Raw genomic sequence first — 23,404 nt, forward strand, 5'->3', positions numbered from 1 at the left:
CCCACGGCCTTCAAGCACATTTAATATGGATGTCAAATGAAGAATGTACCACTAGCTATTAACCTTATATTTTGATTATAACTATCCTAACCTACTCAATCACGCTTTAGTTTGGGTGAAGCTAAATACCTTTTCATAATAGTGAGAGTCTCAACATGTGGTGCTTCCTGACTCTATGCACCGCGCGGAGTCAGGAATACTCCTATCATTTTGAAAAGGTATTTAGATCCCCCGATATCCCGCCAACATAGTCAGTGAACCATTGCATCATTGGTGGGGTGGGCGTAGTGGTATCCCTTCCCCTGAACAACAACAACGGGTTGGAACTTATTTATCACATAATTAACTATTGCGCCGATAGCTGAAATCGAGCTGGAAACCACAGGCTTTTGCATAATTTACCAGTGTGCTTAAAGTTGGGTTACTTCTTCCTTTTTCCAGTCGGGAAATGTTACTTTCTTTAGTTCCCATTCGGTCTGCAACTTGCTGTTGAGTTAATTTCGCCTCAGTGCGCATACTCAGCAATGTGTTGATGAGTTCGAATTCATCATTCAATTCATCATAAGCCTGTTTCACGTCTGGGTTTTGTAATGCTTTAGCTTTAAGAGCTTGTAGTTGACTCATTTTTTCACCTCTTTCATGCGGCTTTTGGCTAAGTCTAAATCTTTCTTAGGTGTTTTTTGGCTCTTCTTAACAAAAGCATGGAGAATGTAGATGTTCGAGCCATCAAGGTAACAGAATAAGCCTCGACCAATGCCTTCCTGTGCTTTTGCTCGTAGCTCAAACAAACCATTACCCATAGGTTCAGTATGTGGAGATCCAAGGTTAGCACCATGCTGTTCCATTAATTCGAGCAGTTTTAGCATTCTTGCTTGAATCTTAGGGGGCATATCCAGAATGCTATCTATTACTCCGTGGTAAAAATCAATATTCCAGCTCATGTCTGCCTTTTGTAATTATCATATATGATAGGTGTTCGAGATTCAATATTACCTTATCATTTGTGATAAGATATGACTTATCATATATGATAGATACTATTGAGTCAACTGAGTGGGATGCATTTGGGACAGGTGTCGTAACATAACCACAAGCAACCATAGGTAACTTTCGGTAAGGTGGGACGTGTGAGCGCCGATAAATATGGCAATCAATTTATTTACAAAACGACTCTGTTTTATGTGAGTAATCAATATCCCCAATGCTGTCAGAGGGGGCAACAAGCTCCTTCAGCTCCAGCGTAATATTAAAGTCAGGAACATGTCCAAGAAGAAAAGATCTTAAGAGAATGGAAAGCAACCAATTACTCTAATGGGTTTCAAGTAGAAATCACCGAGAAAATCAGCCAGAAAAAAGAAGTTTCACGCGTCGTTAGTCAACAGCAAAATCCCACTCAAAGTTAGCACGCCTCTGCCACTTTCTGTCGGCCATTTTACCATCATTTTACCATGAGCAAATTCAAGGCATAAAAAAACCAACCCTAACAGGTTGGTTTTTCTAAGGTATTTTGGTCGGCATGATAGGATTTGAACCTACGACCCCCGACACCCCATGACGGTGCGCTACCAGGCTGCGCTACATGCCGACGACTTCCCTTATATTACCGTTTTTTATTTGCAAAGCAACCCCCTAATTTAGTGAGCGCTTGATTTTTAAACAATTAGTTTGCTATAAAGCGTTTTACTTCCGTTAATATCTGTAATAATTGGGCAAGGTTTGCTTTGGCTCCCTGAACTTCATTGCCCTCTAAATCATACAGATGATATTCCCCATCTTTGGAAATATAGAGGGTATTATTCGTCGTCGTGACAATTAATGAACCATTATCACCCGTAATGAGCCATGGGTTTTCTCTTTGAGCATTAAAGAGATCTTCGCCCTGTGAGTAATCGTCTGGAGAATTAGTGACGTGTAATAAACGGCGCATCAAGGTTGTCATGATATCTTGATGGCTGGTCAACTTATCGATAGTTTGTGCCGGGGTGCCCGGCCACTGGATTAGCAGGGGAACATGGAGTTGTTCACGGTTGAATTTATCATCGGTAAACCATTTTGCGCTGTTATCGGTTGTTTCTTTACTCTGCTTGGCTGTAATCACAATGATCGTTTTATCCAGTACGCCTTTATTTTTCAGGACGTCTAAAACATGGCTAATTTCAGTATCCAGCGCTTTCTTGTCAAATTTGCCGGAGGAAGGTGCAAGACCATTGATATCGAGAAATGAAAACCACGGGGTGGAGCCATTGCGCAGATCCAGCCACTGGCTCCATTGCGCGACAGTGACGTTATCGTTTTGTCTTTTAGCCTTCGGCAATGAATAGTCGGTCAGGATGGCCTGGCGATAAAGTGGTGTTTGGAATCCATCTGAAGAGAAGAGGACAAACTGATACCCTTGGTGTGTCAGGGAATCGATCAGTGCAGATGATTTCCTGGCGTTAAGAATGCCGTCCAGATAACCCGATGATATGCCATAGAATAAACCAAACAGTGCAGTATCGTTTTGAATGCCTGTGCTGAAATGTTGAGTGAACTGGATATTATTCTTCGCAAAGTTTTCCAGAGTCGGCATACCATGGCTAATGTCTTGATTATCCAATCCGTCCACGACAAGCAGAAGTAAGTTATAGCCACGCCCGGTATCCCGATAAGATAAGTTATTCAGTGGATAATTGACACTCAAGGCTGTGGGGTTGCCTTGTTGGTTAATGCGGCGTTGAAATTCTTGATGATCCAGCAGGCCATGTTTTTCAAGGAACTTGCGGGCAGTCATCGGATAAGAAATTGGCAAGTTTGAGCGCTGCATGGTAATCGGACGATAAAAATTGGCATCCGCCCAGATGTACATCAGGTGTGAAGCGACAAAAGCAGTAATAAAGACGGTTGCCAGCGGCTTACCAAATCGTTGACGATTTAAACTGCGTAACTTTTGCCAACTCCATGTGCCAAAAAGCATCTGTATCAGGAAAATCAATGGAATACAGATGAACATCAGTTGCCATTCCCTGGCTAACTCGCCCTGTTCTGGGTTGGTGACTAAATCCCAAACCAACGGGGTTAAATGCAGGTGAAAGCGGACATAGACGGAAGAATCAAATATCAGCAGTGTTAAGCCCGCTGTTGCCAATGTGGCTGAAAGAAATCTCATTAGCCGCTGAGACATAACAATAAATGTCAGCGGAAATAAAATAAGTAAGTAGATGGCAAAGACAATGAAACTGAAATGGCCGAGCCAACTGACCAGCGCGTAGACGCGACCAAACAGTGAACCCGGCCAGTCAGACGCAAATAAATAGCGACTGCCCAGCACAAGACTGAACATAATGTTGAACAGTGCGAACCAGTGCCCCCAACTGATCATCAGAGAAACTTTTTCGCGATAATGCTGACAGCTAGTCACCATATTTCTTTACGTCAAGGTATTAATGAAGATTAATGCGCTTTATCTTCTTTGATTGAAGACTGTAACGCGTGTGCAAACGAGTCTGCAATATGTTTGCGTTGTGCTGGCGCAATACTCGTATTGATTAAATTCGTTACCATATTACCCAAAACCATCAAGGTCAGGTCAGTTGGAGTATGGTCTTTCTCGAAAACATTTACTAATTCAGTTAATAAATGTTCAACTTTTTCATCGCTATAGCGAGATGACTGTGGCATAAATCAAATATCCTGAATGTACAAAGCCCCATATCTTACCGTATAGAGAGGGGATTTTCTGCTTTTTTATGACAAATTAATTCCTTGCTGCCGGAGTTGTTGCCAATATTGAATAGGCTGCATCATTTTAATCTTTGTGATGTTGAATGTTGGTTGCTAAATAATGGGTGCTTTTTAATCATTTTGGTTTTTGGTTGCGGCAGGAAGGCAACGATGTTTGAATACGCCGTTAACCGCGCCGCCCTATATGGGCAAAGCTGCAAAAGGAGTATAAATAATGAGTCTGGAAATTACCCAGTTCGCGTTACATCGGTTGATTAAACGTGATGAACAAACCTTGGAAGTGATTTTACGTGATGCTTTGCTGGATACCAATCAAGTGGTTGAGTATATGATGGCAGAGTTGCATCGCGTATATAGCGCAAAAAGTAAGGCTTACGGTTTGTTTAATGAGGAAAGTGAGCTGGCGGGATCTCTCCGTCATTTGCGTAAAGGAGATGAAGATTTTCTCGGTTTTAGTCGGGCTGCAACGGTTCGCTTGAAAGATGAGTTGGCAAAATATCCGTTTGCGGAAGGGGGAACGGTACTGTTTTGCCAATATCGCTATCTCGCCGTGGAATATTTGCTGATTGCCGTGCTGAATAGTTGTAACAGCACATCTGTCAATGATGAACTCGATGTCAATACAACGCAATATCTTGATATTCCTCATGCTGATATTATTGCAAGAATCGATCTGACTGAATGGGAAACCAATCCTGAATCCAGTCGTTACCTGACATTTTTAAAAGGACGGGTAGGGCGCAAGGTTTCGGACTTTTTTATGGATTTCCTTGCCGCGAGCGAAGGCATGAATGCCAAAGTGCAAAATAAAGGTTTGTTGCAGGCTTTGGACGATTATTGTGAGTCGGCACAGTTGGGTAAAAATGAACGTCAGGCTTATCGTCAGCAAGTTTACGGCTACTGTAATGAGCAGTTACAGGCAGGCGAGGAAATTAAGCTGCAAGAGCTGTCCCAAGAATTGCCTGCATTGGCAGAGCAAAATTTTCAGCAATTTTCGCAGGAAAAGGGCTATGAATTGGCAGAAAGTTTTCCGGCCGATCGCGGAACATTGCGTCAACTGACCAAATTTGTCGGCAGTGGGGGCGGGTTAACCATCAACTTTGATGCCATGCTGATGGGAGAACGAATTTTTTGGGACCCGGTAACAGATACGTTGACGATTAAAGGCACACCACCGAATCTGCGTGACCAATTGCAACGTCATGGTGGTAAGGGCTAAACGGCTAGCCGTGAAGAAACTACGGCATGGTAGAAATAAATAACGCCGCAAAAGCGGCGTTATTTACTCGGCGTCCCGATAAAAGCTCGACTGTGGCTAATTAAGCGCGCAGGAAATCGATGTGCGTCAGTTTAGGTTTAAACGGATGACGCTGTACTGCCTGCACTTTAACGTTAGTTTCTTTACCATCAACAACCAGAGTCAGAACTTCGTAAAATTCTGGCTTACTTTCGTGGTTGATAACTGCATCGTGATCCAGTTCGATAGAAACTGGTTCTTGGTTACCACCGTAGATAATCGCTGGAAACTTGTTAGCTCTGCGCAGGCGGCGGCTCGCACCCTTGCCCTGCTCTTTACGTACTTCTGCATTAATAGTTAACATTATTTTTTCTCTGTAAAAGAAGAAAATAAATCCTGCTACAGGCGACCCAGCAGCAGGTTCGATATTTGGCTTAACATGAGTTATTACGTTAAGCGGGCGGCATTCTAACGAAAAACCGATATGACGGCAAATATAAATATATTTTCCGGTTGCTGCATGGGCGGTCTATCCGGCATATTTAGTCCAGATCATCAGCGCGTCTAAATCGTCCTTGATAGTCAAAAATTTTTTCTCGAATCTGCCAGAATTGCCCTTTTTTACGCGCGACAACAAAATCAGGATGACGTAATAAAGGCCGTTGATTGGCCATATCAGCCGCTGTTTTCCAACGAAGAACAGTGCCTGGCGCACGTTGATGCTGACGAAGAAATTGTAATTCAAAGACTTTCTTTTGGGCTGGGGTAGATAAACGAAATAACTCTGATACGTCCGCCCCATCTTCATCGTAATAGGTGATTTTTAGCCATTCTCCTTTATTATCGTGACCTGGTGTTAGCTGCATGCCGCCACACCGTAACACCAGTGCATCTTTTAATCTCAAGGCCGCCTTTAGCATATCATCGGGGTCAACCAGCACTTCTTCACAACGGTGGCAGCGCCGGGCTGCGATATCGTTTTCTGCCCCACAATGGGGGCATGATTTAAAACGAAAACGAAAATCACATTGTTGACGTTTTCCATTTTCGTCTATCTCCCAGCCTTGGCAGCGGCGCCCGAAATGCTCAATGATCTCGCCATCTGTAGTGCATGTTCCCCAAAAAGTATTGGCGAATTGGCAGATAGGACAAAATACTTGTACTGGCTGGTTTTGTGAGTTGGGTTTGCTGCTACCCACTTCAGGTGTGTAAAGATCGTGAGGATTGCCAGCATAATCCAGGATCAGGCAATTTTTTTTGTCAGGAAATAAACGTAAGCCGCGCCCGACGATCTGTTGATAAAGGCTGACGGATTCTGTAGGGCGCAATATGGCGATTAAATCAACGTGAGGCGCATCGAATCCGGTTGTGAGTACGGCCACATTGACCATAAAGCGGAGTCGCTGTTGTTTGAATGCCGTAATTAAGCGATCCCGTTCAGATGTGGGGGTATCTGCGCTGACTAACGCAGTTTGCTCTGAGGGCAGCAATTGGGAAATTTCTTTGGCATGTTCGACCGTCGCAGCGAAAATCATCACACCTTTTCGATTTTGTGCATATTCAACGATCTGCCTAATAATATGAGGCGTGATGCGCTTTTGCCGTTTTATTTCTCGGTTTAACTCTGTTTCATTGAATATCCCTTGCTGACTGGTACGTACCTGACTGAAATCATATTGCATGACAGGCATGTCCAGTCTTTCTGGGGAAACCAGAAAATGATGTTTAATCATATAACGCAATGGCAGTTCATAAATACAATCACGAAAAAAACGGCGTTCATCACCGCGGATCATGCCATGATAATGATATTGATATATCCAGCCAGAGCCGAGGCGATAAGGTGTTGCGGTTAAACCCAAGATGCGGATTTTGGGATTGTTTTTTCGGAGCTGTTGAATGATTTGTTGGTACTGGCTGTCTTCAGCATCGCTGATGCGATGGCATTCATCAATGATTAGCAGTGAAAAATGGTGATCAAAGCAATCCAGATTGCGGGCAATGGACTGAATGCTGCCAAAAACCACTTTTCCTTCACTCTGTTTTTGATTCAGCCCTGCGGAAAAAATGTCTGCATTCAACCCATAAGCACAATATTTGCTGTGGTTCTGCGCAACGAGTTCTTTGACATGTGCCAGCACTAAAACGCGGCCATGAGCCAGCTTTGCCAATTCAGCGATGACAAGGCTTTTACCTGCACCGGTTGGCAAAACAATAACAGCAGGATCGCTATGCTGGCGAAAATAGCGAATGGTTGCGTCTACCGCTTCTTGTTGATAAGGACGTAAAGTAAAAGCCATTTTTATGTTACTGTCACAAATATCAGGTAAAAGATAATGAGTGCAGAGAATAACATTTTTCATTTAACCCTGCCGTTGGGAAATAACCTGGCATTACTTTTCTAGGATTAGATGGGCTATAACGTGTTGCTTATTATTGCTATAGTGACTGAGGTGATGATTTTTCTATAAATTATCTGCTTAATCTTGTATCCCAATAGTGGCCTTGAAATTGTTTGCAATATCAAGGACACATTCATATGTGTTTATTTTTGTCAGGTACATCTATTCATGCGATTGGATAAATTTTTATCACAACAATTAGGTATTAGCCGCAACTATGTGGGGCGTGAGTTGCGGACAGGGCGAGTAACTGTCGATGATGAAATCATCAAAACGGGAGCCTATAAATTAAAGTCCGATCAGCAAGTCGCCTATGATGGCACAATATTGCAACAATTGAATGGCCCGCGTTATTTTATGCTGAATAAGCCTCAGGGATATGTCTGTTCGACAGATGATCCGTCAAACCCGACCATTTTGTATTTTATCGATGAGCCTGTTGCCCATAAATTACATTCTGCAGGGCGTTTGGATATCGACACGACAGGGTTGGTTTTGTTGACTGATGATGGTCAATGGTCACACCGTATTACCTCCCCCAAACATCACTGCGAAAAAACCTATCTTGTGACATTGGAACATCCCGTCTCTGGGGATACTGAGCAAAAATTCCTGGCGGGAGTGGCGTTAAATGGAGAGAAAACGCTGACAAAACCCGCACAACTGGAAATTATCGAGCCTCAACGTGTTCGTCTGACCATCAGTGAAGGACGTTATCATCAAGTAAAACGGATGTTTGCCGCAGTAGGAAATCATGTTGTTGCACTTCACCGGGAGCGGATCGGCGAAATTTATCTCGACCCAGCATTGGAGCCAGGAGAATATCGAGCGCTGACTGATAGTGAAATCAATGGCATACAAATTCCGACACCTTAATTTTATCTTTTAATTGATTCAGGAGTAACTGCGTGCAACAACAGCGTTTGTCCTATTTGGGATTAGTGTTAATCCTTGGTTTGCTTTCTATGTTAATGCCATTGGCAATTGATATGTATTTGCCGAGTATGCCAACGATTGCTGAGAATTTCGGCGTCAGTGATGGTTTGGTCCAAATGACGTTGAGCAGCTATATTTTGGGCTTTGCTATTGGTCAAATGGTTTATGGGCCAATGTCGGATAGTCTGGGTCGTAAACCCGTCATTTTGGGCGGTGTCATTGTTTTTACTATCTCTTCTGCTGCGTGTGCTTTGGCGCAAGATATTGATACTTTTATTGCCATGCGTTTCTTGCATGGATTTTCTGCTGCGGCTGCCAGTGTTGTCATCAATGCCCTGATGCGTGACAGTTTCACAAAAGAGGAATTTTCCCGCAGCATGTCTTTTGTGACATTAGTGATGATAATCGCGCCCTTATTGGCTCCCATGTTAGGTGGGATGTTGATGGTATGGTTCAACTGGCATGCTATTTTCTGGTCGATTGCCATTGTTGCGGTCATTGCGGTCGCTCTGGTTGCTCTCTTTCTAAAAGAGACGTTACCGAAAGAGAAAAGGCAGAAATTTCACTTACAAACTACCTTGAGGCAGTTTGTTATGCTGTTCCGGCAACGCCAGGTATTATGTTATATCTTGGCAAGTGGTTTTTCCTTTGCGGGAATGTTCTCTTTTCTTAGTGTTGGTGCATTTGTTTACATCAAGCTAAACGGTGTGCCTGCGCAGCATTTTGGTTATTATTTTGGGCTGAATATTATTTTCCTGTTCATCATGGCAACGATCAATAGCCAGTGTGTTCGCAAATATGGCCCATTGAAAATGTTGCATATTGGGCTATTTGTCCAATTTGTCATGGGATTGTGGTTGCTGTTTAGTACTATGCTTGATTTGGGATTTGTTTCTCTGGTTATGGGGGTTGCTATTTATATCAGCGGCATTTCCATGATTACATCTAACACGATGGCTGTCGTATTGGACGATTACCCCCATATGGCCGGAACCGTTTCTTCGCTGGCGGGAACCATCCGTTTTGGTATTGCCGCATCAGTGGGGGCTATCTTGTCTTTATTGCCTGAGGAAAATGCCTGGCCGATGGTCGGTTCAATGGCATTATGCGTGATATTGGCAATGATGCTGATTATCTATGCACGTAGTAAGTCGCATAAATAATCAGTATCATCAATAGTCGAAGAAATAGTCATGATTCAGAAGTAATTAAGGCCAGACATAAGATATTTTTAAAGGTCATCTGCCAGTATGGGATGGCCTTTTGTTTATGGAACTTTTAACAATGCTGTTATTTAACCTGATAGACAGAAAATATCGAGCAATCATCAAACAAATGTAGGTGTTTGTTAATTGATTGCATCAAGATGGCGTTTGGGTGTTGGTTTTTTGTTAATATATTATGGTGGCTTTATGACTGTGGAAGGTTATAGAACTGTCATTATTTAACTCATTGTAAATAAAAAGATTATATTTTCGTTATCATTCATTGGCGTTTGAAAAAGACAAATATGTAAATAAATTTTGAATAAAAGGTTGCTGTTTTGCATAAAAATAAGTTGAATTTTTTACCTAAACAGTATAAATATATACAAAATGCGAGCCATGTCGCACTTTTTTGAATCAGGAAATGAAGTAAGTGCGGTAAGGCGATTTTTATTTTAACCTTTTGTTTACTTTTTGGTTGGGTGGTTATTCGGTTTTGACGAATCGATAATTTACCGTTGGTGGTTAGATGTATTAATGTTGTTTCTGATAGGAATGATGCGTGAATAATATCCAACTTTCGGTAGTACATAGACTGCCGCAAAGTTATCGGTGGTCAGCAGGCTTTGTTGGTACAAAAGTTGAGATTTTACCAGCAGAAGAAACAGATTTAGGAAACAGCCTAATGGGGCTGAAATTATTAAGCCATGAAGGCGAAAAAGCACGGGAAATTTTGCACGCTATAAATCAGTCTATAGCCGATATGCAGATACTGAGTACCGTGATTGAGTGGGAAGAGGAACCCTGTTTGTTTTTTGCTAAGGAAGATGAGAGTGCAGTGATATGTCGTTTAAAGACGCTAGGTGCTGCAATTGCAGAAAATGTAACCGCGCTGTATCCACTATAACTTTACCCATTAAAAAACGCTTCTTAAATAGAAGCGTTTTTTAATGTCTGCAAGGGGAAAACGTCTTCGGTATCGGTTATGCCGAGGTTTTTATATCACCAGATAACACTCGTCTTGCACCATAGTAACGTTTGCTCCAGTAAGTATCGGTCAATTTGGAAACGATAACCCCGTTACTGGTTGAAGCATGGACAAATTGATTATTACCGATGTAGATACCGATATGACGCATACGGCGCCCCGTCTTAAACAGAACCAGATCACCCGCCTGCAATTTAGCGCGGTTCACGGTTTGTCCTACATTCTGTTGTTCTGATGTGGAACGTGGTAACTCCATACCAAACTGATCATGAAAAGTACGTTGCACAAAAGCAGAACAATCGATACCGCGTTTGGTATTCCCACCAAGCCGATAAGCTACACCTTTCCAGTCTGCATATTGATTAAGTATTTTAGATTTAATATCTAAGTTGTTAACCAGAGTTTCAAATTCATCCTGAGATGCTTGCAGTAAATAATGCTTTTGAGTGTTTACTGCATGCGCCTCAGTTTGTTTATTGCGTAGGTTGGAATCTGGTGAACTACATGCGGTCAGGGCGGCTGCCGCTATGACTGCGGGGATCAGCCGCAAGATGTATCTCAGTATTGGTCTGGATTTAACCATGTATTGATTTTCCCTTGCAGTCCTTGAAGTGACTTATCACCACCACGAAAAATGAAAACACTAAATGTTCTAAAGCCTAGTCAAAATATGATGAATTAACAAATTATTAGTCCATGAAGTGTGCGAAGCAACACATTTTATTAGTATCTTTACAAAACGTATTATTTTAATAAACAGGACGCAGGAAAGATTACTGAAATCAAGCGTAAAAAGCGAGAGACAAAAAGAGTTCTTTACAAAAAATTAGATTAAGAACTAATGAGTTAGGGTGATTTATTATTATTTTATACTGTTCTGATAGATAGAGTGTGATATTAAGGAGATAACCAGTATCTCCTTAATATTATAAGCTTAACTACCGCGTTTAATATGCGGTAATTTTTTGTCTAGCCATGTTGCCATGATGTCACTTAATGGGGTTAGTAATACCCAGCCCATGCCGATCAGTGTCAAAGACAAAGAGCCGACTGCAACATCTGTAAACCAGTGAGCGCCCGCCATAATGCGGGGAAGGGCAAAAGCGATCATAATCAGCAGAGCAATGCAAAATGCCCCACGGGAGATATAACGCAGAATAAAGCTGCTGAAAATTAAGAGCATTAATCCGTGATCACCAGGAAAACTGTTTTTGGAAGCATCTTTTGTATGCCAACTGGTCATTTCGTTTATGCGATTAACATGCTCAAAGGTCAGTGTCGGACTTGGGCGGCTGACGGGGATTTGATGCCCGATTTGATTAATGATAACGGCCGAAATCAGCATCACCAGACCAACCATGAAAAGCCGGCGCTTGCCTGCATAATCCTGTTTGCGAAATGCACTGTAATAAAGCAGACCCATGCACAAAAGTGATATGACATCAAATGCCCTGACATTTGTGACAGCGACAAAGAGAGCAAATTTTGAGTCAGGCAGCAATTTTTCGTTGAAAAAATAGAAAATAGAAGAATCAATGTGGAACCAAAAGCCGTGGTTCTCAGGCAAGTACCATGAGAGGAACAAGGCAATACCAAGGATATTGAGAATAAGTATAGCGAATGGGTGACTGCGAGTCATGGGATACCTATTTAGCTCGTTATTTAACACGTAAAGTGGGGGTTGGTAGACAAATTAACCTGAGAAGGGACTATAACAAAATTTATGGTAAAGCGTAATCACCATTGGATACTATCGAAAAAATAGCTAAATCCCCATGACAGTACCGATAATATATATTTGGTGCAATTTCGATGTCTGACTATTATTAAATTACTATCAATTGATTTCTTCATATCCTAACTTATTAGCATATTATATCGAATTGTGGATTTAATTAATAAAAAGTATAAAGAAAGTGTCTCATTTGACGTTATATAGATAGCAAAGCGTTACACCATTATCTGGTTTTCAAATTGGCGCGAGGCTAAAGTTGAAAAAAAGATAATAATACCTGTAATGGAGGTTGAATGCTTATGTTACGAAAAATGACGACTTTTTTGTTCATGTCTTTATCTTATCCTGTCATGGCGCATTCTCCGTCAACCTCCAGCTCAGGCTCTATTTATTTCCATGGTGCTATCGTTGATCCTCCATGCCAATTTAGTTGGGATGAAGGCCACACTGAGATAGTCTGTTGGTATAATGGTAAACAGTTAAGACAAGATAAAGTTATAAAATATCAAGAAGATAGCAGCTTTCCATTATCAATTGAAAAACATATCGGAAAAGAAGAAATAAGATGGGTGGGGAAAAATAAGGAATTGGGCATTGTTACTATAACTTATCATTAAATGTTATATAAAAGTATAATGATTAATTCATTTAATTTATCCAAACAATATAAAATAAAAACAATAAACTTATCTGTGAGTTAGTTCAAATAATGATGACTAATAACCGTTTTTTTAATTAATCAACAATAATAATGTGTCTATTTTTTAGTTAAAAAATCGCCTTTGATATTTGTCAATAAAAGCGTTCAATGTCGTATTTTTTTCACGTGAAATAGTTATTATGGAGATGAAGGAATAAAAGGTAGCTGAGTTTTAGTTAATGGAAAAACGAAAGTGAGGTAACCATGAAAAATTATCGTAAGCTGTTAATTACTTGTTTATTGGTTCCATGGCTTTCTTATGGATATGCCGAATCTGAAGGAGGCGTAATTCGGTTTTCAGGTGCGATTGTTGACCCCGGATGTCAAGTTGTTGTATCAAATACTCAAGCAGCAAACACTCAAGCCAATATCTCTTGCTATCGATTAGGTAAAAATCTTACGGTTAAGCAAATCATTTCAACACAAAAAACGAAAAGCAAAGTCATGCTTCCTGGTAACATTGGTGTTTCCAGCGTGAAGTGGACGGATGATCAAAAACGTGTGGCAATTGTTAATGTGGATTATTTCTAACGTCATAATAGAAGATGAGTTGCTCTTTGCATCGAGCGTTATTTTCGTCAAAAGGGCAACTCATATTTAAGGATAAAGAATTAGTCACAACGTCCCATATAGCGACGCTCTGTAATATGAATGCGGATTTTTTCGCCTGAACTCAAATACTCAGGAACCTGAATAGTTAATCCTGTACTCATTTTAGCGGGTTTAGTGCGGGCACTCGCTGAGGCGCCTTTGATAGCTGGTGACGTTTCTTCAATGGCCATATCAACCGTTTGAGGCAATTCAAGGGCTAATAACTGTCCATCCATTGTCAGGACTTGCATCCCTGGTAAACCTTCTTCAGGAATAAACAGCAATTCTTCTTCGATTTGGTCTTTCTTAAAGTGATAAGGGGTGAAATCTTCGTCATCCATAAAGATGTATTCATCACCATCAATATAGGAAAAACTCACACCACGGCGTGTTAACGTAATGGTTTCAAGAATGTCATCACCTTTGAAACGTTCCTCCACTTTCTGACCAGTACGAATATCAGTAAAACGCATCTTATATAGCGTGCTGGCGCCGCGTGCACTGGGTGATTGAATATCGATGTCTTTAACTAATAATAGCTTTCCATTGTAGCTGATTGCAGCGCCGCGCTTAATTTCATTGGCTTTAGCCATAGATACCTTCCGTAACAACAAGGAAATAGTGGAATGAATATTTGAGTGGCGACAAAATTACTCGCAGTCGGCCTGTTAGGCAAGAGATGAATGAATGCCCCAGTAAAAATACTGAGGCAGGCAGAAAGCATTAACGATAAACAGGCAGCAAATCAAACAAAGAGAGAATGTGTGCCAGCGCATTTATCAAACCGAATAGAATAACAAAGATAATCAAAAAATTACCGCCCGGCGCCCGGTAGCTGGCAGTTGGATAGCGTTTACGACTGGCTCGTGCCATCAGGGCAGGAACAATAACAGCCCAAATGGTTGCGGCCAGACCCGCAAAGCCGATGGCATACAGGAAACCGTTTGGAAAAATCAGTGCCAATACCGTAGGGGGAACGAATGTAATCAGTGCTGTTTTAAAACGGCCTTGTTGTGTATCGTCAAATTTAAAAAAATCTGCCAGATAGTCAAACAAGCCTAATGATACACCCAGGAATGAACTCGCCAAGGCCATATATGAAAAAGTATTTAAGAGTTGGGTTATGGTTGTACTGTCAGAGGTATTATCCATTTGTTGCAGTAAGTTACCAATATTACCGCCATCCGCAATGATTTGCTTGAAGGCCTCACGCGGAATATTTCCCTGAATGGTGTACTGCCATAAAATGTAAATCACTAATGTTATCAGTGTTCCGCATAGCAAGCTGCGTGTGACAGCCTGACTGTCTTTATGGTAATACTTCACCAGCCCCGGCACATTACCGTGAAAACCAAATGAGGCCAGTAAATAAGGCAGGGCGATAAAAGCATAGGGCAGATAGTCTGAGTTGGTGCTGGCCTGATCAAATAAGATGACGGGTTTCACTTCGGTAAACATACCACCGACAGATATAATAAAGGTAATGACCATACCGCCTATCAGGATGGTGCTTAAGCGATCGACGGCTTTAGTGGATAACCAGACAATAAAGGCGACAATAAACGCAAAACATAAACCAGATATTGATTGAGGCAGCGGAATAATATGCTCGATATTGTGAGCGAGAATTGATCCGCCGGCTGAAATATACGCATAAGTTAAGATATACAAAACGAAGGCGATGGATAAGTCATTGAGAGAACACCAGCCTTTGCCTAGCAAATCTTTAGTGACCGTATGGAAACTGGAACCCGCAGGGTAATTCATATTGGCTTCCAGGATCATCAGGCCAGAGAAATACATACATGCGCAGGTATACAGCAGCAAAATGATTGATCCGGTAAACCAGACACCTGATGTGACAATTGGAATGGAAAACATACCAGCACCGACAGCAGTACCGGCAATAATCATAGCGCCACCGAATATGGAGGGGCGTTTCAAATTTTGCGTTACCTCAATGGCCATATAGACTCCCTGATGAATGGCATTACCTTGTACTAGCGCGACGATACATTAATAAATTATATGTGTAAACAAATAATTAAGAAAAATAATCAAATTGCTTTTGTCACATTTTGCTTACAAAGGCAGGGCAGGTTATCAAAGAAAACCTGCCTGAAGGACGAAGATTGCTATTAATTTGCGGAATAGAACAGGGCTTGTTGCCATAATTTAATGGCATTGCGACTGGCTTCAAAATGAGGTTCGGGGAGATGGTTAGGATCACACCACATTAATTGTTCACACTTATCAGGTTCCATTAATTTGGGTTCACCGCCGGTATACGGTGCCAGTAAACAAACTGAAACGGTGTGCTTTCCTTCCTCGTGATACGTTTCGAGATTATTGCAAATACCGTAAACTTTGGGATCTTGGATTGTGAGATCAATTTCTTCTTTAATTTCACGAATAGCGCATTCTTCAAAGGATTCGCCAGGATCAACATGGCCACCGAAGATTGACCAATATGGTGCATGCTGGCTGGTTCGCTTGCCCAGTAGAATTTCACCCTCATCGTTAATGATAATCACACCAACGCCGACAACAACTGACACAGCTATTCCTCCGGTTAATATCTGCTCACATGAGTTCAGAGAGATTGTCGTAACACAATGACTAGTGATAACACATTGATCAGTGATAACACAGTGATCAGTGATAATACAATGATCAAACAAGCCATAATTTTAACTGAAACGATTCAATTTTGATGTTATAACTAACAGATAAATCTTAATGTTACTTATGACTGTTTATTCAGGAGATACCGGGCAAGATGAGCCGCCGAGTTGCCACAATTACCTTAAACCCAGCTTATGATTTAGTTGGTTTGTGCCCAGATATTGTTAAGGGACATGTTAACCGTGTACAGACGGCAGGGCTTCACGCTGCCGGTAAGGGAAACAATGTTGCGAAGGTACTGCGTGATTTAGGTATTGATGTTACTGTCAGCGGTTTTCTCGGACGAGAGAATCTGGAAGGATTTCAACAATTTTTCAGCGAAAACAAGATGATAAATCGCTTCCATTTCGTTTCCGGGCGAACGCGGATTAATGTCAAACTGACCGAAAAACAGGGTGAAGTGACGGATTTCAATTTTTCTGGTTTCCGTGTGGCAGAAGAAGAATGGAACGGGTTTGTCAGTGACTCTCTGACATGGCTGGGGCAGTTCGATATGGTTGTCGTCAGCGGTAGTTTGCCCGAAGGGATCACAGCCGCGTCGTTTGCAGATTGGATGATGCAATTACGACAGCTCTGTCCCTGCGTCATTTTTGACAGTAGCCGTGAAGCGCTTGTTGCTGGCCTGAAGGCATCCCCTTGGCTGGTAAAACCCAATCGCCATGAGCTGGAGATTTGGGCGGGTAAGCCCTTGCCGGATTTGAACAGTGTGATTGATGCTGCTCATGAATTGCGTGATAGAGGGATCGCCCACGTTGTCATTTCACTGGGAGAGCAGGGCGCATTATGGGTGAATGCCTCTGGGACATGGTTGGCAAAGCCACCACATTGTGAAGTGGTCAGCACTGTGGGGGCAGGGGACTCAATGGTCGGTGGATTGGTTTACGGTTTGCTGATGCGAGAATCCAGCGAGCATACATTGCGTCTGGCAACCGCAGTTTCTGCACTTACGGTTAGCCAGTCGAATGTTGGGATTAAGAGCCGCACTGAACTTGCATCAATGATGTCGAAGATCGAGTTAATTTCGGTCAGGCAATGAGTCTTGTTGGGATTTTAGCCAAGCAATTTCTTGGTCCCAGATATCAGGATTGATCGTTTCAAGCACCAGCGGAATGCCATTGAAACGGTCATCTTTCATGATATAGCTGAAAGGGATCTTACCGATATTGCCTTCTCCAAGGCTGTGATGCCGGTCAACACGGCTGGAAAATTCGCTCTTGGCATCGTTCAGGTGCATGGCCTTAAGGTACTGGAACCCAACAATTTTATCGAATGCGTTGAAAGTCTCATTGCAATCTTTTTCAGTGCGCAAATCGTAACCTGCTGCGAAAGCGTGGCAGGTATCAATACAGACGCCAACACGGGTTTTGTCTTCTACACCATCAATAATTGCGGCCAGTTGTTCGAATTTAAAACCGAGGTTGGTGCCTTGCCCGGCGGTGTTTTCGATCACGGCAGTAACACCTTGCGTTTTGTCTAATGCGATATTAATGGATTCCGCAATACGAGCGAGGCACTTATCAATGTCAATTTTTTTGAGGTGGCTGCCCGGATGGAAATTCAGTAAGTCGATCCCGAGCTGCTCACAGCGCTGCATTTCATCAAGAAATGCCGCACGGGATTTTTCCAGGCCGTCCGCTTCAGGATGACCAAGGTTGATAAGGTAACTGTCATGGGGCAGAATTTGCCGACGACCATAACCGTAGCGTTCGCAGTTTGCTTTGAATTTATCGATGACCTCGGTCGATAACGGCGGAGCATGCCATTGGCGTTGATTTTTCGTGAACAGGGCGAAGGCTGTTGCGTTTAATTCGTGGGCACGGATCACAGCCTGATCAACACCGCCTGAGGCACTCACATGGGCTCCAACAAATTTCATCTTATTTTCTCCTGTGTTTTCGTCATTATGGCATTGTTCACCCCGTTGAGAAAATTTTGGCGGAGAAAGTGAATTCATGCTGTCGTACTTCAAGATGTATTTATTATCTCCCCGCGGCGCGGGGAGATAATACGCAGCTTGCTTTTTGCGAGCTGCAACTTGCAGTTTATAGGCTATCATTTAGCGCAATAAATGTTGAACGCCTTGATTGACGATTAACCCTCCCACGACTAACCAGACAAACAAAATGAGTGCCAATAAAATGGGTTTAACCCCCGCTTGGCGGATGGCACTGACATGAGTGGTTAACCCTAAAGCCACCATTGCCATTGCCAGCATAATAGTGTCAGCGGCAATAATAAGGTTGACCAGAGATTCCGGTAATAAATGAAAAGAGTTGAAACCTGCGGTGATAATAAAAAACACCGCAAACCATGGGATTGTGATCGGTGTTTTTTCTCGGCGGAGATTGCCATGTTTAACTTTTAGGCGATTCATGCGACTGAGATAGCCGGAAAGCAATAATAGAAAAGGCGCCAATAGCATGACACGGATCATTTTACTGATAACAGCCGCATTTTCGGCCTCGTTGCCTAACGTATGTCCAATGGCGACGACTTGGGCGACTTCATGAACCGTTGAGCCAGAAAAAATACCGAATGTTTCCTGAGAGAAATTAACCCATTGGTAATGGGTATTAAGCTGATAAAGCCACGGATAAATAAAAATGGCAAGTGTGCCAAAAATGACTACCGTAGAGACGGCGACGGCAACTTGACTGGCGGTCGCTTTGACAACCGGTTCTGTTGCCATCACCGCAGCGGCGCCACAAATACTGCTTCCGGCGCCAATCAGGATCACAGTTTGGCTATCCAGCCGAAAAAAAGCCCTCCCAATCCATAATGCGATAAAAAATGTTGAAGAAAGCATGATGACATCAATCAATATCCCAGTTGCACCAACCTGTGTGATTTGCTGGAACGTCAGGCGAAATCCATAAAGAATGATGCCAGCTCGCAGTAGGTAGTGTTTGGAAAAATGGATACCGCGATCACAGGTAGATTTTAAGGAGGGATACAGGGTATTGCCGATAACAATGCCCAATAGGATAGCAAGTGTCAGAACGCCCAATCCCAGATTGATAAACCAAGGAATAGTGCCGATATAGATGGCGAGGGCTGTCAGGCTCGCGGCTAATAGGATACCGGGAATTAATTTTGATGCAGTATTTTGCTGGGTTCTGATAAATTTTCCTACTTGGTTTTCGGACATAGTGGCGGCTCTATAGGCTTATGCATTTTAAGAATAAGCATATAGAAGATTATAAAATCAATAAAATTGATAATATTTATATATATAACTACCAAAATAGATTAATTAAGGGTAACTTTTGTTAAGTTGCATAATACTGTCTAAAATCAAGACTACCTTCCTATTTTATTTTGCTTCCCGTGAGGCCACATGCGTATCACTCTGAGACAACTGGAAATTTTTGCAGAAGTTCTGAAAAGTGGTTCAACGACACAGGCTTCTCAGCAGTTAGCGTTATCACAATCTGCGGTGAGTGCTTCATTGACCGATCTCGAAGGGCAGTTGGGAGTACAACTGTTTGATCGGGTCGGAAAACGTCTGGTAACCAATGAACATGGGCGTTTGCTGTATCCCAAGGCATTGGCATTACTTGAACAGGCGGGTGAAGTGGAACAGCTTTTCAAACTTGAATTGGGCGCATTGCGGTTAGCGGCCAGTAGCACGATTGGCAATTATATGTTGCCTGAGATGCTAGCGAGATATCGTCAGGATTATCCTGAAACACCACTGGAATTGCATATCAGCAATACCGGCGATGTGATAAAGGCCGTTGCTGAGTTTCGGGTTGATTTGGGACTGATTGAGGGGTTGTGTCACGATCCTGAGTTAATCACCCAGCCGTGGATGAAAGATGAGTTAATTATTTTTTCTTCGCCGGAAAGCCCATTGTTGCAACATGCGCTGGGGGTGGACGATTTGATCAAGGGTCCTTGGATATTGAGGGAAAAAGGTTCAGGCACAAGGGAGGTTTTGGATCATCTTTTATTCTCACAAATGCCCAGATTCAATATCGCGATGGAGTTAGGTAATTCAGAAGCCATTAAACATGCTGTTCAATATGGAATGGGGATCAGTTGTCTTTCCCGGCGGGTTGTCCAAGAACAACTAAAAAATGGCACATTATCTGAACTCGTCATTCCTGGGCTGAGCCTCAATCGCACCCTGTACCTGATTTACCATCGCCAGAAACATATGTCCAATGCATTAAAGAAGCTGCTGAGTTACTGCCATTAATATTGAGAATATAATTGTGTAGCTAATAATTGGCTACGGATTATGAAGGTATCTTATAACCACGAATCGCTGCTATTCTGAAGACGAGGATTTGTTACAATCCCGCATTAAATTTATTTCGAATGATGTAGGAATAGAATGTCTCAAGAAGAAAGTATGCCACGGGATCAGGCCCCAACAACCCTGCGCCGTGAATTAAAAGCACGACATATGGCAATGATTGCCATCGGTGGATCGATTGGCACAGGGTTATTTGTTGCTTCTGGTGCAACAATTTCTCAGGCCGGCCCGGGTGGAGCCTTACTTTCCTATGCATTAATTGGCCTGATGGTCTATTTCTTAATGACCAGTTTGGGCGAATTGGCCGCGTACATGCCGGTTTCAGGGTCATTTTCAACTTATGGTTCCAAATATGTTGATGAAGGTTTTGGCTTCGCGCTGGGATGGAACTATTGGTACAACTGGGCGGTGACGATTGCTGTTGACCTTGTTGCTGCACAGTTGGTGATGGGATACTGGTTTAATGATGTTCCTGGTTGGGTATGGAGTGCCTTATTTCTTGGCTTGATTTTCCTGTTGAATTTCATTTCCGTCAAAGGGTTTGGTGAAGCAGAATATTGGTTCTCCTTGATCAAAGTCTCCACGGTGATTGTCTTCATCGTTGTGGGCATTTTAATGATTACCGGCATCATGAAAGGAGCTGAAGGCGCGGGTTGGCATAATTGGGGTATTGATGACGCGCCTTTTGCGGGTGGTTTTGCTGCCATGATTGGGGTGGCAATGATTGTCGGCTTTTCTTTTCAAGGGACAGAGCTAATCGGTATTACCGCGGGCGAATCCAAAGATCCGGCGAAAAATATTCCTCGTGCTGTGCGTAAGGTATTCTGGCGCATCTTATTGTTCTACGTGTTTGCTATTTTAATCATTAGCCTGATCATTCCTTATACTGACCCTAGTTTGCTGCGCAATGGCGTGAAAGATATCAGTGTTAGCCCATTCACACTGGTATTTGAAAATGCCGGCTTATTATCAGCCGCTGCGATAATGAATGCGGTGATATTGACCGCCGTACTGTCAGCGGGAAATTCGGGAATGTATGCGTCTACCCGTATGCTATTCACGCTGGCAAAAGAAGGTAAAGCGCCGAAAATTTTTAGTCACCTGTCTAAAGGTGGCGTTCCGCGTAACGCGCTTTATATTACGACGGTGGTAGCCGGGTTGTGTTTTTTTAGCTCCATGTTTGGTAATCAAACCGTCTATTTGTGGTTACTGAATACCTCAGGCATGACAGGGTTTATCGCGTGGCTCGGCATTGCAATCAGTCATTACCGCTTTCGCAAAGGTTATATCGCCAAAGGTCTGGATATCAATGCGCTGCCATATCGCTCAGGTTTTTTCCCTGTTGGGCCGATTTTTGCGTTTATTTTATGTTTGATTATCACCTTAGGCCAAAATTATCAGGCGTTTTTGCAAGATAAGATTGATTGGTACGGCGTGACGGCGACTTACATTGGTATCCCGTTATTCCTGCTTATTTGGTTTGGTTACAAGCTGAAAAAGAAAACGCGTTTCGTTAAGTACAGTGAGATGGAATTTCCAATATTCAAATATACCGATAATGAATAATTTGTTAACTAATCATTAGTAAAATGATGCTTATTAATTAAACCATTATTGATTTTGTTTTGCAAAAGACTGCCTGTTCTGTGATGGAACCGGCAGTTTTTATTTTTCATGGGGTTAGAAGAAGAATACGGAGGGTAAATTTAGGCTATACCGATCCAATCGCATTGATAAGTATTCTTATTTGCTTTATTGTTAGCACCACAATTGTTGCATGAAGAGGCTAACTAAAGTGAAGTTTGTATTTCGAACAGTCGTGAAAGGTATGAGTATCAGTCTAATGGCAGGCTCTGCCATGATGGCAAGTTTTACATCTTGGGCTGAAACAGTCACTGATGTTGCTGGACGTACTGTTGAGGTGCCAGAGAAAGTCAATCGCATCTTGTTGGGTGAAGGTCGTCTATTCCACTCTGTTGCCATATTGGAAGGGGATAAGCCTCTGGCTCGTATCGCGGGTTGGCAGGGTGATTTCCGTAAACTGGACCCACAAACTTACGCTGTTTACAAAGCTAAATTTCCTGAAATCGATAATATCCCTCTGATTGGTAACACCAGCGCTGATAGTGTTAGCGCCGAGAAAGTGCTTACCCTCACCCCTGACGTTGCCATTTTTGGCCTTTCTGGACATGGTCCGGGGAAAAACAGTGAGCTGGTGCAGCAATTGGAAAAAGCGGGTGTTCCCGTTGTTTTTGTCGATTTTCGCAACGATCCCCTGAAAAACACCTTAACTAGCATCCGTATGCTGGGCAAAGTCTTGCATCGTGAAGAGCAGGCCAACGCTTACGCGGATTTTTATGAAAAAAATCTGAAATTGGTCACGGATATTACGGATCGCATTCCCGGCGCTGACAAGCCTTCCGTATTTATTGAACTAAGAGCAGGTTCTAGTGAAGATTGCTGCGGTACAGCAGGTAACGGCAATATGGGGAACTTTATTGATTTGGCGGGCGGCAAAAACATCGCCAAAGAAGTCCTGCCTTCTCCATTGGGCACCATGAATCTGGAAAAAGTCATTGCAGAAGATCCTGATATTTACATCGCAAGTGGTGCACAAGATCCCGGTGACAAAGGCGAAGGGATCAAAATAGGCGCGCAAACGTCTGCCGATACGGCTCGTGCTGGCTTAAAAGAGATCACTGAACGTAAAGGTATCAATAATTTAACTGCGGTGAAGGAAGGGCGTAGCTACGGTATTTGGCATCACTACTATAACTCCCCTTACAATGTTGTTGTGGCTCAGGTTTTCGCTAAATGGTTCTATCCTGAAAAATTTGCTGATTTAGATCCGCAACAAACATTGAAAGAACTTCATAATAAGTTCTTGGCTATTGAGCCGGTAGGCACGTATTGGGTCAGCGAAAAATAAGCAGTAACAGGTAAT

General features: G+C 42.6%; 23 protein-coding genes and 1 tRNA gene. 10 read left to right on the top strand and 14 right to left on the bottom strand.

What is annotated here, in order from left to right; all coding sequences use genetic code 11:
- Positions 1-342 precede the first annotated feature (342 nt).
- The 5 genes from PSI17_RS00990 to PSI17_RS01010 all read right to left on the bottom strand — a co-directional run bounded on the left by PSI17_RS00990 (position 343) and on the right by PSI17_RS01010 (position 3,657).
- Entirely contained in the window at positions 343-624 is a 282-nt protein-coding gene (locus PSI17_RS00990) for a helix-turn-helix domain-containing protein (RefSeq protein ID WP_273550157.1), read from the bottom strand.
- Positions 621-941 carry a type II toxin-antitoxin system RelE/ParE family toxin gene (locus tag PSI17_RS00995; protein WP_273550158.1) on the bottom strand — a complete coding sequence of 107 codons (321 nt, stop codon included), beginning with the start codon at positions 939-941 and terminating at the stop codon, positions 621-623. The genes PSI17_RS00990 and PSI17_RS00995 overlap by 4 nt, the downstream gene beginning before the upstream one ends.
- Before the next feature lie 567 nt (positions 942-1,508).
- A tRNA-Pro gene (locus PSI17_RS01000) sits at positions 1,509-1,585 on the bottom strand.
- 75 nt (positions 1,586-1,660) lie between these two features.
- Positions 1,661-3,400, bottom strand: a complete 1,740-nt coding sequence (gene yejM, locus PSI17_RS01005) for an LPS biosynthesis-modulating metalloenzyme YejM (protein WP_273550159.1) — start codon at positions 3,398-3,400, stop codon at positions 1,661-1,663.
- Between the two features lie 29 nt (positions 3,401-3,429).
- Complete coding sequence (locus PSI17_RS01010; RefSeq protein ID WP_273550160.1) at positions 3,430-3,657, bottom strand: YejL family protein; 228 nt, start codon at positions 3,655-3,657, stop codon at positions 3,430-3,432.
- Between the two features lie 277 nt (positions 3,658-3,934).
- Here PSI17_RS01010 and yejK point away from each other — a divergent pair, with 277 nt between their 5' ends.
- Positions 3,935-4,939: a nucleoid-associated protein YejK gene (gene yejK / locus PSI17_RS01015; RefSeq protein ID WP_273550161.1), complete on the top strand. Its 1,005-nt coding sequence runs from the start codon at positions 3,935-3,937 to the stop codon at positions 4,937-4,939.
- A gap of 100 nt (positions 4,940-5,039) precedes the next feature.
- Here the strand turns inward: yejK and rplY are convergent, their stop codons facing one another.
- Both rplY and PSI17_RS01025 read right to left on the bottom strand, forming a co-directional pair.
- Positions 5,040-5,321 carry a 50S ribosomal protein L25 gene (rplY, locus tag PSI17_RS01020; RefSeq protein ID WP_045971366.1) on the bottom strand — a complete coding sequence of 94 codons (282 nt, stop codon included), beginning with the start codon at positions 5,319-5,321 and terminating at the stop codon, positions 5,040-5,042.
- A gap of 178 nt (positions 5,322-5,499) precedes the next feature.
- A complete protein-coding gene (locus tag PSI17_RS01025; RefSeq protein ID WP_273550231.1) occupies positions 5,500-7,257 on the bottom strand; it encodes a DEAD/DEAH box helicase in 1,758 nt (585 codons plus the stop codon).
- Positions 7,258-7,527: 270 nt separating this feature from the next.
- On the opposite strand from PSI17_RS01025, the gene rsuA reads away from it, so the two are divergent.
- The 3 genes from rsuA to PSI17_RS01040 all read left to right on the top strand — a co-directional run bounded on the left by rsuA (position 7,528) and on the right by PSI17_RS01040 (position 10,407).
- A complete protein-coding gene (gene rsuA, locus PSI17_RS01030) occupies positions 7,528-8,235 on the top strand; it encodes a 16S rRNA pseudouridine(516) synthase RsuA (protein ID WP_273550162.1) in 708 nt (235 codons plus the stop codon).
- A gap of 32 nt (positions 8,236-8,267) precedes the next feature.
- Entirely contained in the window at positions 8,268-9,458 is a 1,191-nt protein-coding gene (locus PSI17_RS01035) for a Bcr/CflA family multidrug efflux MFS transporter (protein ID WP_273550163.1), read from the top strand.
- A 604-nt stretch (positions 9,459-10,062) separates the two neighbouring features.
- Complete coding sequence (locus PSI17_RS01040) at positions 10,063-10,407, top strand: YejG family protein (protein ID WP_273550164.1); 345 nt, start codon at positions 10,063-10,065, stop codon at positions 10,405-10,407.
- Between the two features lie 76 nt (positions 10,408-10,483).
- Here the strand turns inward: PSI17_RS01040 and mepS are convergent, their stop codons facing one another.
- Both mepS and PSI17_RS01050 read right to left on the bottom strand, forming a co-directional pair.
- Positions 10,484-11,071 carry a bifunctional murein DD-endopeptidase/murein LD-carboxypeptidase gene (gene mepS / locus PSI17_RS01045; RefSeq protein ID WP_273550165.1) on the bottom strand — a complete coding sequence of 196 codons (588 nt, stop codon included), beginning with the start codon at positions 11,069-11,071 and terminating at the stop codon, positions 10,484-10,486.
- 351 nt (positions 11,072-11,422) lie between these two features.
- Complete coding sequence (locus PSI17_RS01050) at positions 11,423-12,127, bottom strand: phosphatase PAP2 family protein (protein ID WP_273550166.1); 705 nt, start codon at positions 12,125-12,127, stop codon at positions 11,423-11,425.
- A gap of 395 nt (positions 12,128-12,522) precedes the next feature.
- Here PSI17_RS01050 and PSI17_RS01055 point away from each other — a divergent pair, with 395 nt between their 5' ends.
- Together PSI17_RS01055 and PSI17_RS01060 are read left to right on the top strand one after the other, a co-directional pair.
- On the top strand, positions 12,523-12,840 hold the full coding sequence (locus PSI17_RS01055) for a type 1 fimbrial protein (protein ID WP_273550167.1): 318 nt from the start codon (positions 12,523-12,525) through the stop codon (positions 12,838-12,840).
- Positions 12,841-13,127: 287 nt separating this feature from the next.
- Entirely contained in the window at positions 13,128-13,454 is a 327-nt protein-coding gene (locus PSI17_RS01060) for a type 1 fimbrial protein (RefSeq protein WP_273550168.1), read from the top strand.
- Positions 13,455-13,534: 80 nt separating this feature from the next.
- Here PSI17_RS01060 and yeiP read toward each other — a convergent pair whose 3' ends face one another.
- From yeiP to PSI17_RS01075, 3 genes are all read right to left on the bottom strand, one after another.
- On the bottom strand, positions 13,535-14,107 hold the full coding sequence (gene yeiP, locus PSI17_RS01065; RefSeq protein ID WP_273550169.1) for an elongation factor P-like protein YeiP: 573 nt from the start codon (positions 14,105-14,107) through the stop codon (positions 13,535-13,537).
- A gap of 130 nt (positions 14,108-14,237) precedes the next feature.
- Entirely contained in the window at positions 14,238-15,482 is a 1,245-nt protein-coding gene (gene mtr, locus PSI17_RS01070; protein ID WP_273550170.1) for a tryptophan permease, read from the bottom strand.
- A gap of 170 nt (positions 15,483-15,652) precedes the next feature.
- Positions 15,653-16,072 carry a nucleotide triphosphate diphosphatase NUDT15 gene (locus tag PSI17_RS01075; protein WP_273550171.1) on the bottom strand — a complete coding sequence of 140 codons (420 nt, stop codon included), beginning with the start codon at positions 16,070-16,072 and terminating at the stop codon, positions 15,653-15,655.
- 221 nt (positions 16,073-16,293) lie between these two features.
- On the opposite strand from PSI17_RS01075, the gene fruK reads away from it, so the two are divergent.
- Positions 16,294-17,235, top strand: a complete 942-nt coding sequence (gene fruK / locus PSI17_RS01080; protein WP_273550172.1) for a 1-phosphofructokinase — start codon at positions 16,294-16,296, stop codon at positions 17,233-17,235.
- Here fruK and nfo read toward each other — a convergent pair.
- Together nfo and PSI17_RS01090 are read right to left on the bottom strand one after the other, a co-directional pair.
- Positions 17,215-18,075, bottom strand: a complete 861-nt coding sequence (gene nfo, locus PSI17_RS01085; RefSeq protein ID WP_273550173.1) for a deoxyribonuclease IV — start codon at positions 18,073-18,075, stop codon at positions 17,215-17,217. The genes fruK and nfo overlap by 21 nt on opposite strands.
- Positions 18,076-18,255: 180 nt before the next feature.
- Positions 18,256-19,347, bottom strand: coding sequence for a YeiH family protein (locus PSI17_RS01090; RefSeq protein ID WP_273550174.1), 1,092 nt, complete (start codon positions 19,345-19,347; stop codon positions 18,256-18,258).
- A gap of 189 nt (positions 19,348-19,536) precedes the next feature.
- On the opposite strand from PSI17_RS01090, the gene yieE reads away from it, so the two are divergent.
- The 3 genes from yieE to PSI17_RS01105 all read left to right on the top strand — a co-directional run bounded on the left by yieE (position 19,537) and on the right by PSI17_RS01105 (position 23,389).
- Positions 19,537-20,400: a DNA-binding transcriptional regulator YeiE gene (gene yieE, locus PSI17_RS01095; protein WP_273550175.1), complete on the top strand. Its 864-nt coding sequence runs from the start codon at positions 19,537-19,539 to the stop codon at positions 20,398-20,400.
- Between the two features lie 138 nt (positions 20,401-20,538).
- Positions 20,539-22,026 carry an amino acid permease gene (locus tag PSI17_RS01100; RefSeq protein ID WP_273550176.1) on the top strand — a complete coding sequence of 496 codons (1,488 nt, stop codon included), beginning with the start codon at positions 20,539-20,541 and terminating at the stop codon, positions 22,024-22,026.
- Positions 22,027-22,288: 262 nt separating this feature from the next.
- Positions 22,289-23,389, top strand: coding sequence for an ABC transporter substrate-binding protein (locus tag PSI17_RS01105; protein WP_443255985.1), 1,101 nt, complete (start codon positions 22,289-22,291; stop codon positions 23,387-23,389).
- Positions 23,390-23,404 lie beyond the last annotated feature (15 nt).

The sequence above is a fragment of the Xenorhabdus sp. IM139775 genome (assembly GCF_028598745.1).
Lineage (GTDB): Bacteria > Pseudomonadota > Gammaproteobacteria > Enterobacterales > Enterobacteriaceae > Xenorhabdus.

What these genes read in the sequence shown, in the direction of transcription:
- PSI17_RS00990 (WP_273550157.1), bottom strand. Translation starts at nt 624, where the DNA reads ATGAGTCAACTACAAGCTCTTAAAGCTAAAGCATTACAAAACCCAGAC.
- PSI17_RS00995 (WP_273550158.1), bottom strand. Translation starts at nt 941, where the DNA reads ATGAGCTGGAATATTGATTTTTACCACGGAGTAATAGATAGCATTCTG.
- yejM (WP_273550159.1), bottom strand. Translation starts at nt 3,400, where the DNA reads ATGGTGACTAGCTGTCAGCATTATCGCGAAAAAGTTTCTCTGATGATC.
- PSI17_RS01010 (WP_273550160.1), bottom strand. Translation starts at nt 3,657, where the DNA reads ATGCCACAGTCATCTCGCTATAGCGATGAAAAAGTTGAACATTTATTA.
- yejK (WP_273550161.1), top strand. Translation starts at nt 3,935, where the DNA reads ATGAGTCTGGAAATTACCCAGTTCGCGTTACATCGGTTGATTAAACGT.
- rplY (WP_045971366.1), bottom strand. Translation starts at nt 5,321, where the DNA reads ATGTTAACTATTAATGCAGAAGTACGTAAAGAGCAGGGCAAGGGTGCG.
- PSI17_RS01025 (WP_273550231.1), bottom strand. Translation starts at nt 7,257, where the DNA reads ATGGCTTTTACTTTACGTCCTTATCAACAAGAAGCGGTAGACGCAACC.
- rsuA (WP_273550162.1), top strand. Translation starts at nt 7,528, where the DNA reads ATGCGATTGGATAAATTTTTATCACAACAATTAGGTATTAGCCGCAAC.
- mepS (WP_273550165.1), bottom strand. Translation starts at nt 11,071, where the DNA reads ATGGTTAAATCCAGACCAATACTGAGATACATCTTGCGGCTGATCCCC.
- PSI17_RS01050 (WP_273550166.1), bottom strand. Translation starts at nt 12,127, where the DNA reads ATGACTCGCAGTCACCCATTCGCTATACTTATTCTCAATATCCTTGGT.
- PSI17_RS01055 (WP_273550167.1), top strand. Translation starts at nt 12,523, where the DNA reads ATGTTACGAAAAATGACGACTTTTTTGTTCATGTCTTTATCTTATCCT.
- PSI17_RS01060 (WP_273550168.1), top strand. Translation starts at nt 13,128, where the DNA reads ATGAAAAATTATCGTAAGCTGTTAATTACTTGTTTATTGGTTCCATGG.
- yeiP (WP_273550169.1), bottom strand. Translation starts at nt 14,107, where the DNA reads ATGGCTAAAGCCAATGAAATTAAGCGCGGCGCTGCAATCAGCTACAAT.
- mtr (WP_273550170.1), bottom strand. Translation starts at nt 15,482, where the DNA reads ATGGCCATTGAGGTAACGCAAAATTTGAAACGCCCCTCCATATTCGGT.
- fruK (WP_273550172.1), top strand. Translation starts at nt 16,294, where the DNA reads ATGAGCCGCCGAGTTGCCACAATTACCTTAAACCCAGCTTATGATTTA.
- nfo (WP_273550173.1), bottom strand. Translation starts at nt 18,075, where the DNA reads ATGAAATTTGTTGGAGCCCATGTGAGTGCCTCAGGCGGTGTTGATCAG.
- PSI17_RS01090 (WP_273550174.1), bottom strand. Translation starts at nt 19,347, where the DNA reads ATGTCCGAAAACCAAGTAGGAAAATTTATCAGAACCCAGCAAAATACT.
- yieE (WP_273550175.1), top strand. Translation starts at nt 19,537, where the DNA reads ATGCGTATCACTCTGAGACAACTGGAAATTTTTGCAGAAGTTCTGAAA.
- PSI17_RS01100 (WP_273550176.1), top strand. Translation starts at nt 20,539, where the DNA reads ATGTCTCAAGAAGAAAGTATGCCACGGGATCAGGCCCCAACAACCCTG.
- PSI17_RS01105 (WP_443255985.1), top strand. Translation starts at nt 22,289, where the DNA reads ATGAGTATCAGTCTAATGGCAGGCTCTGCCATGATGGCAAGTTTTACA.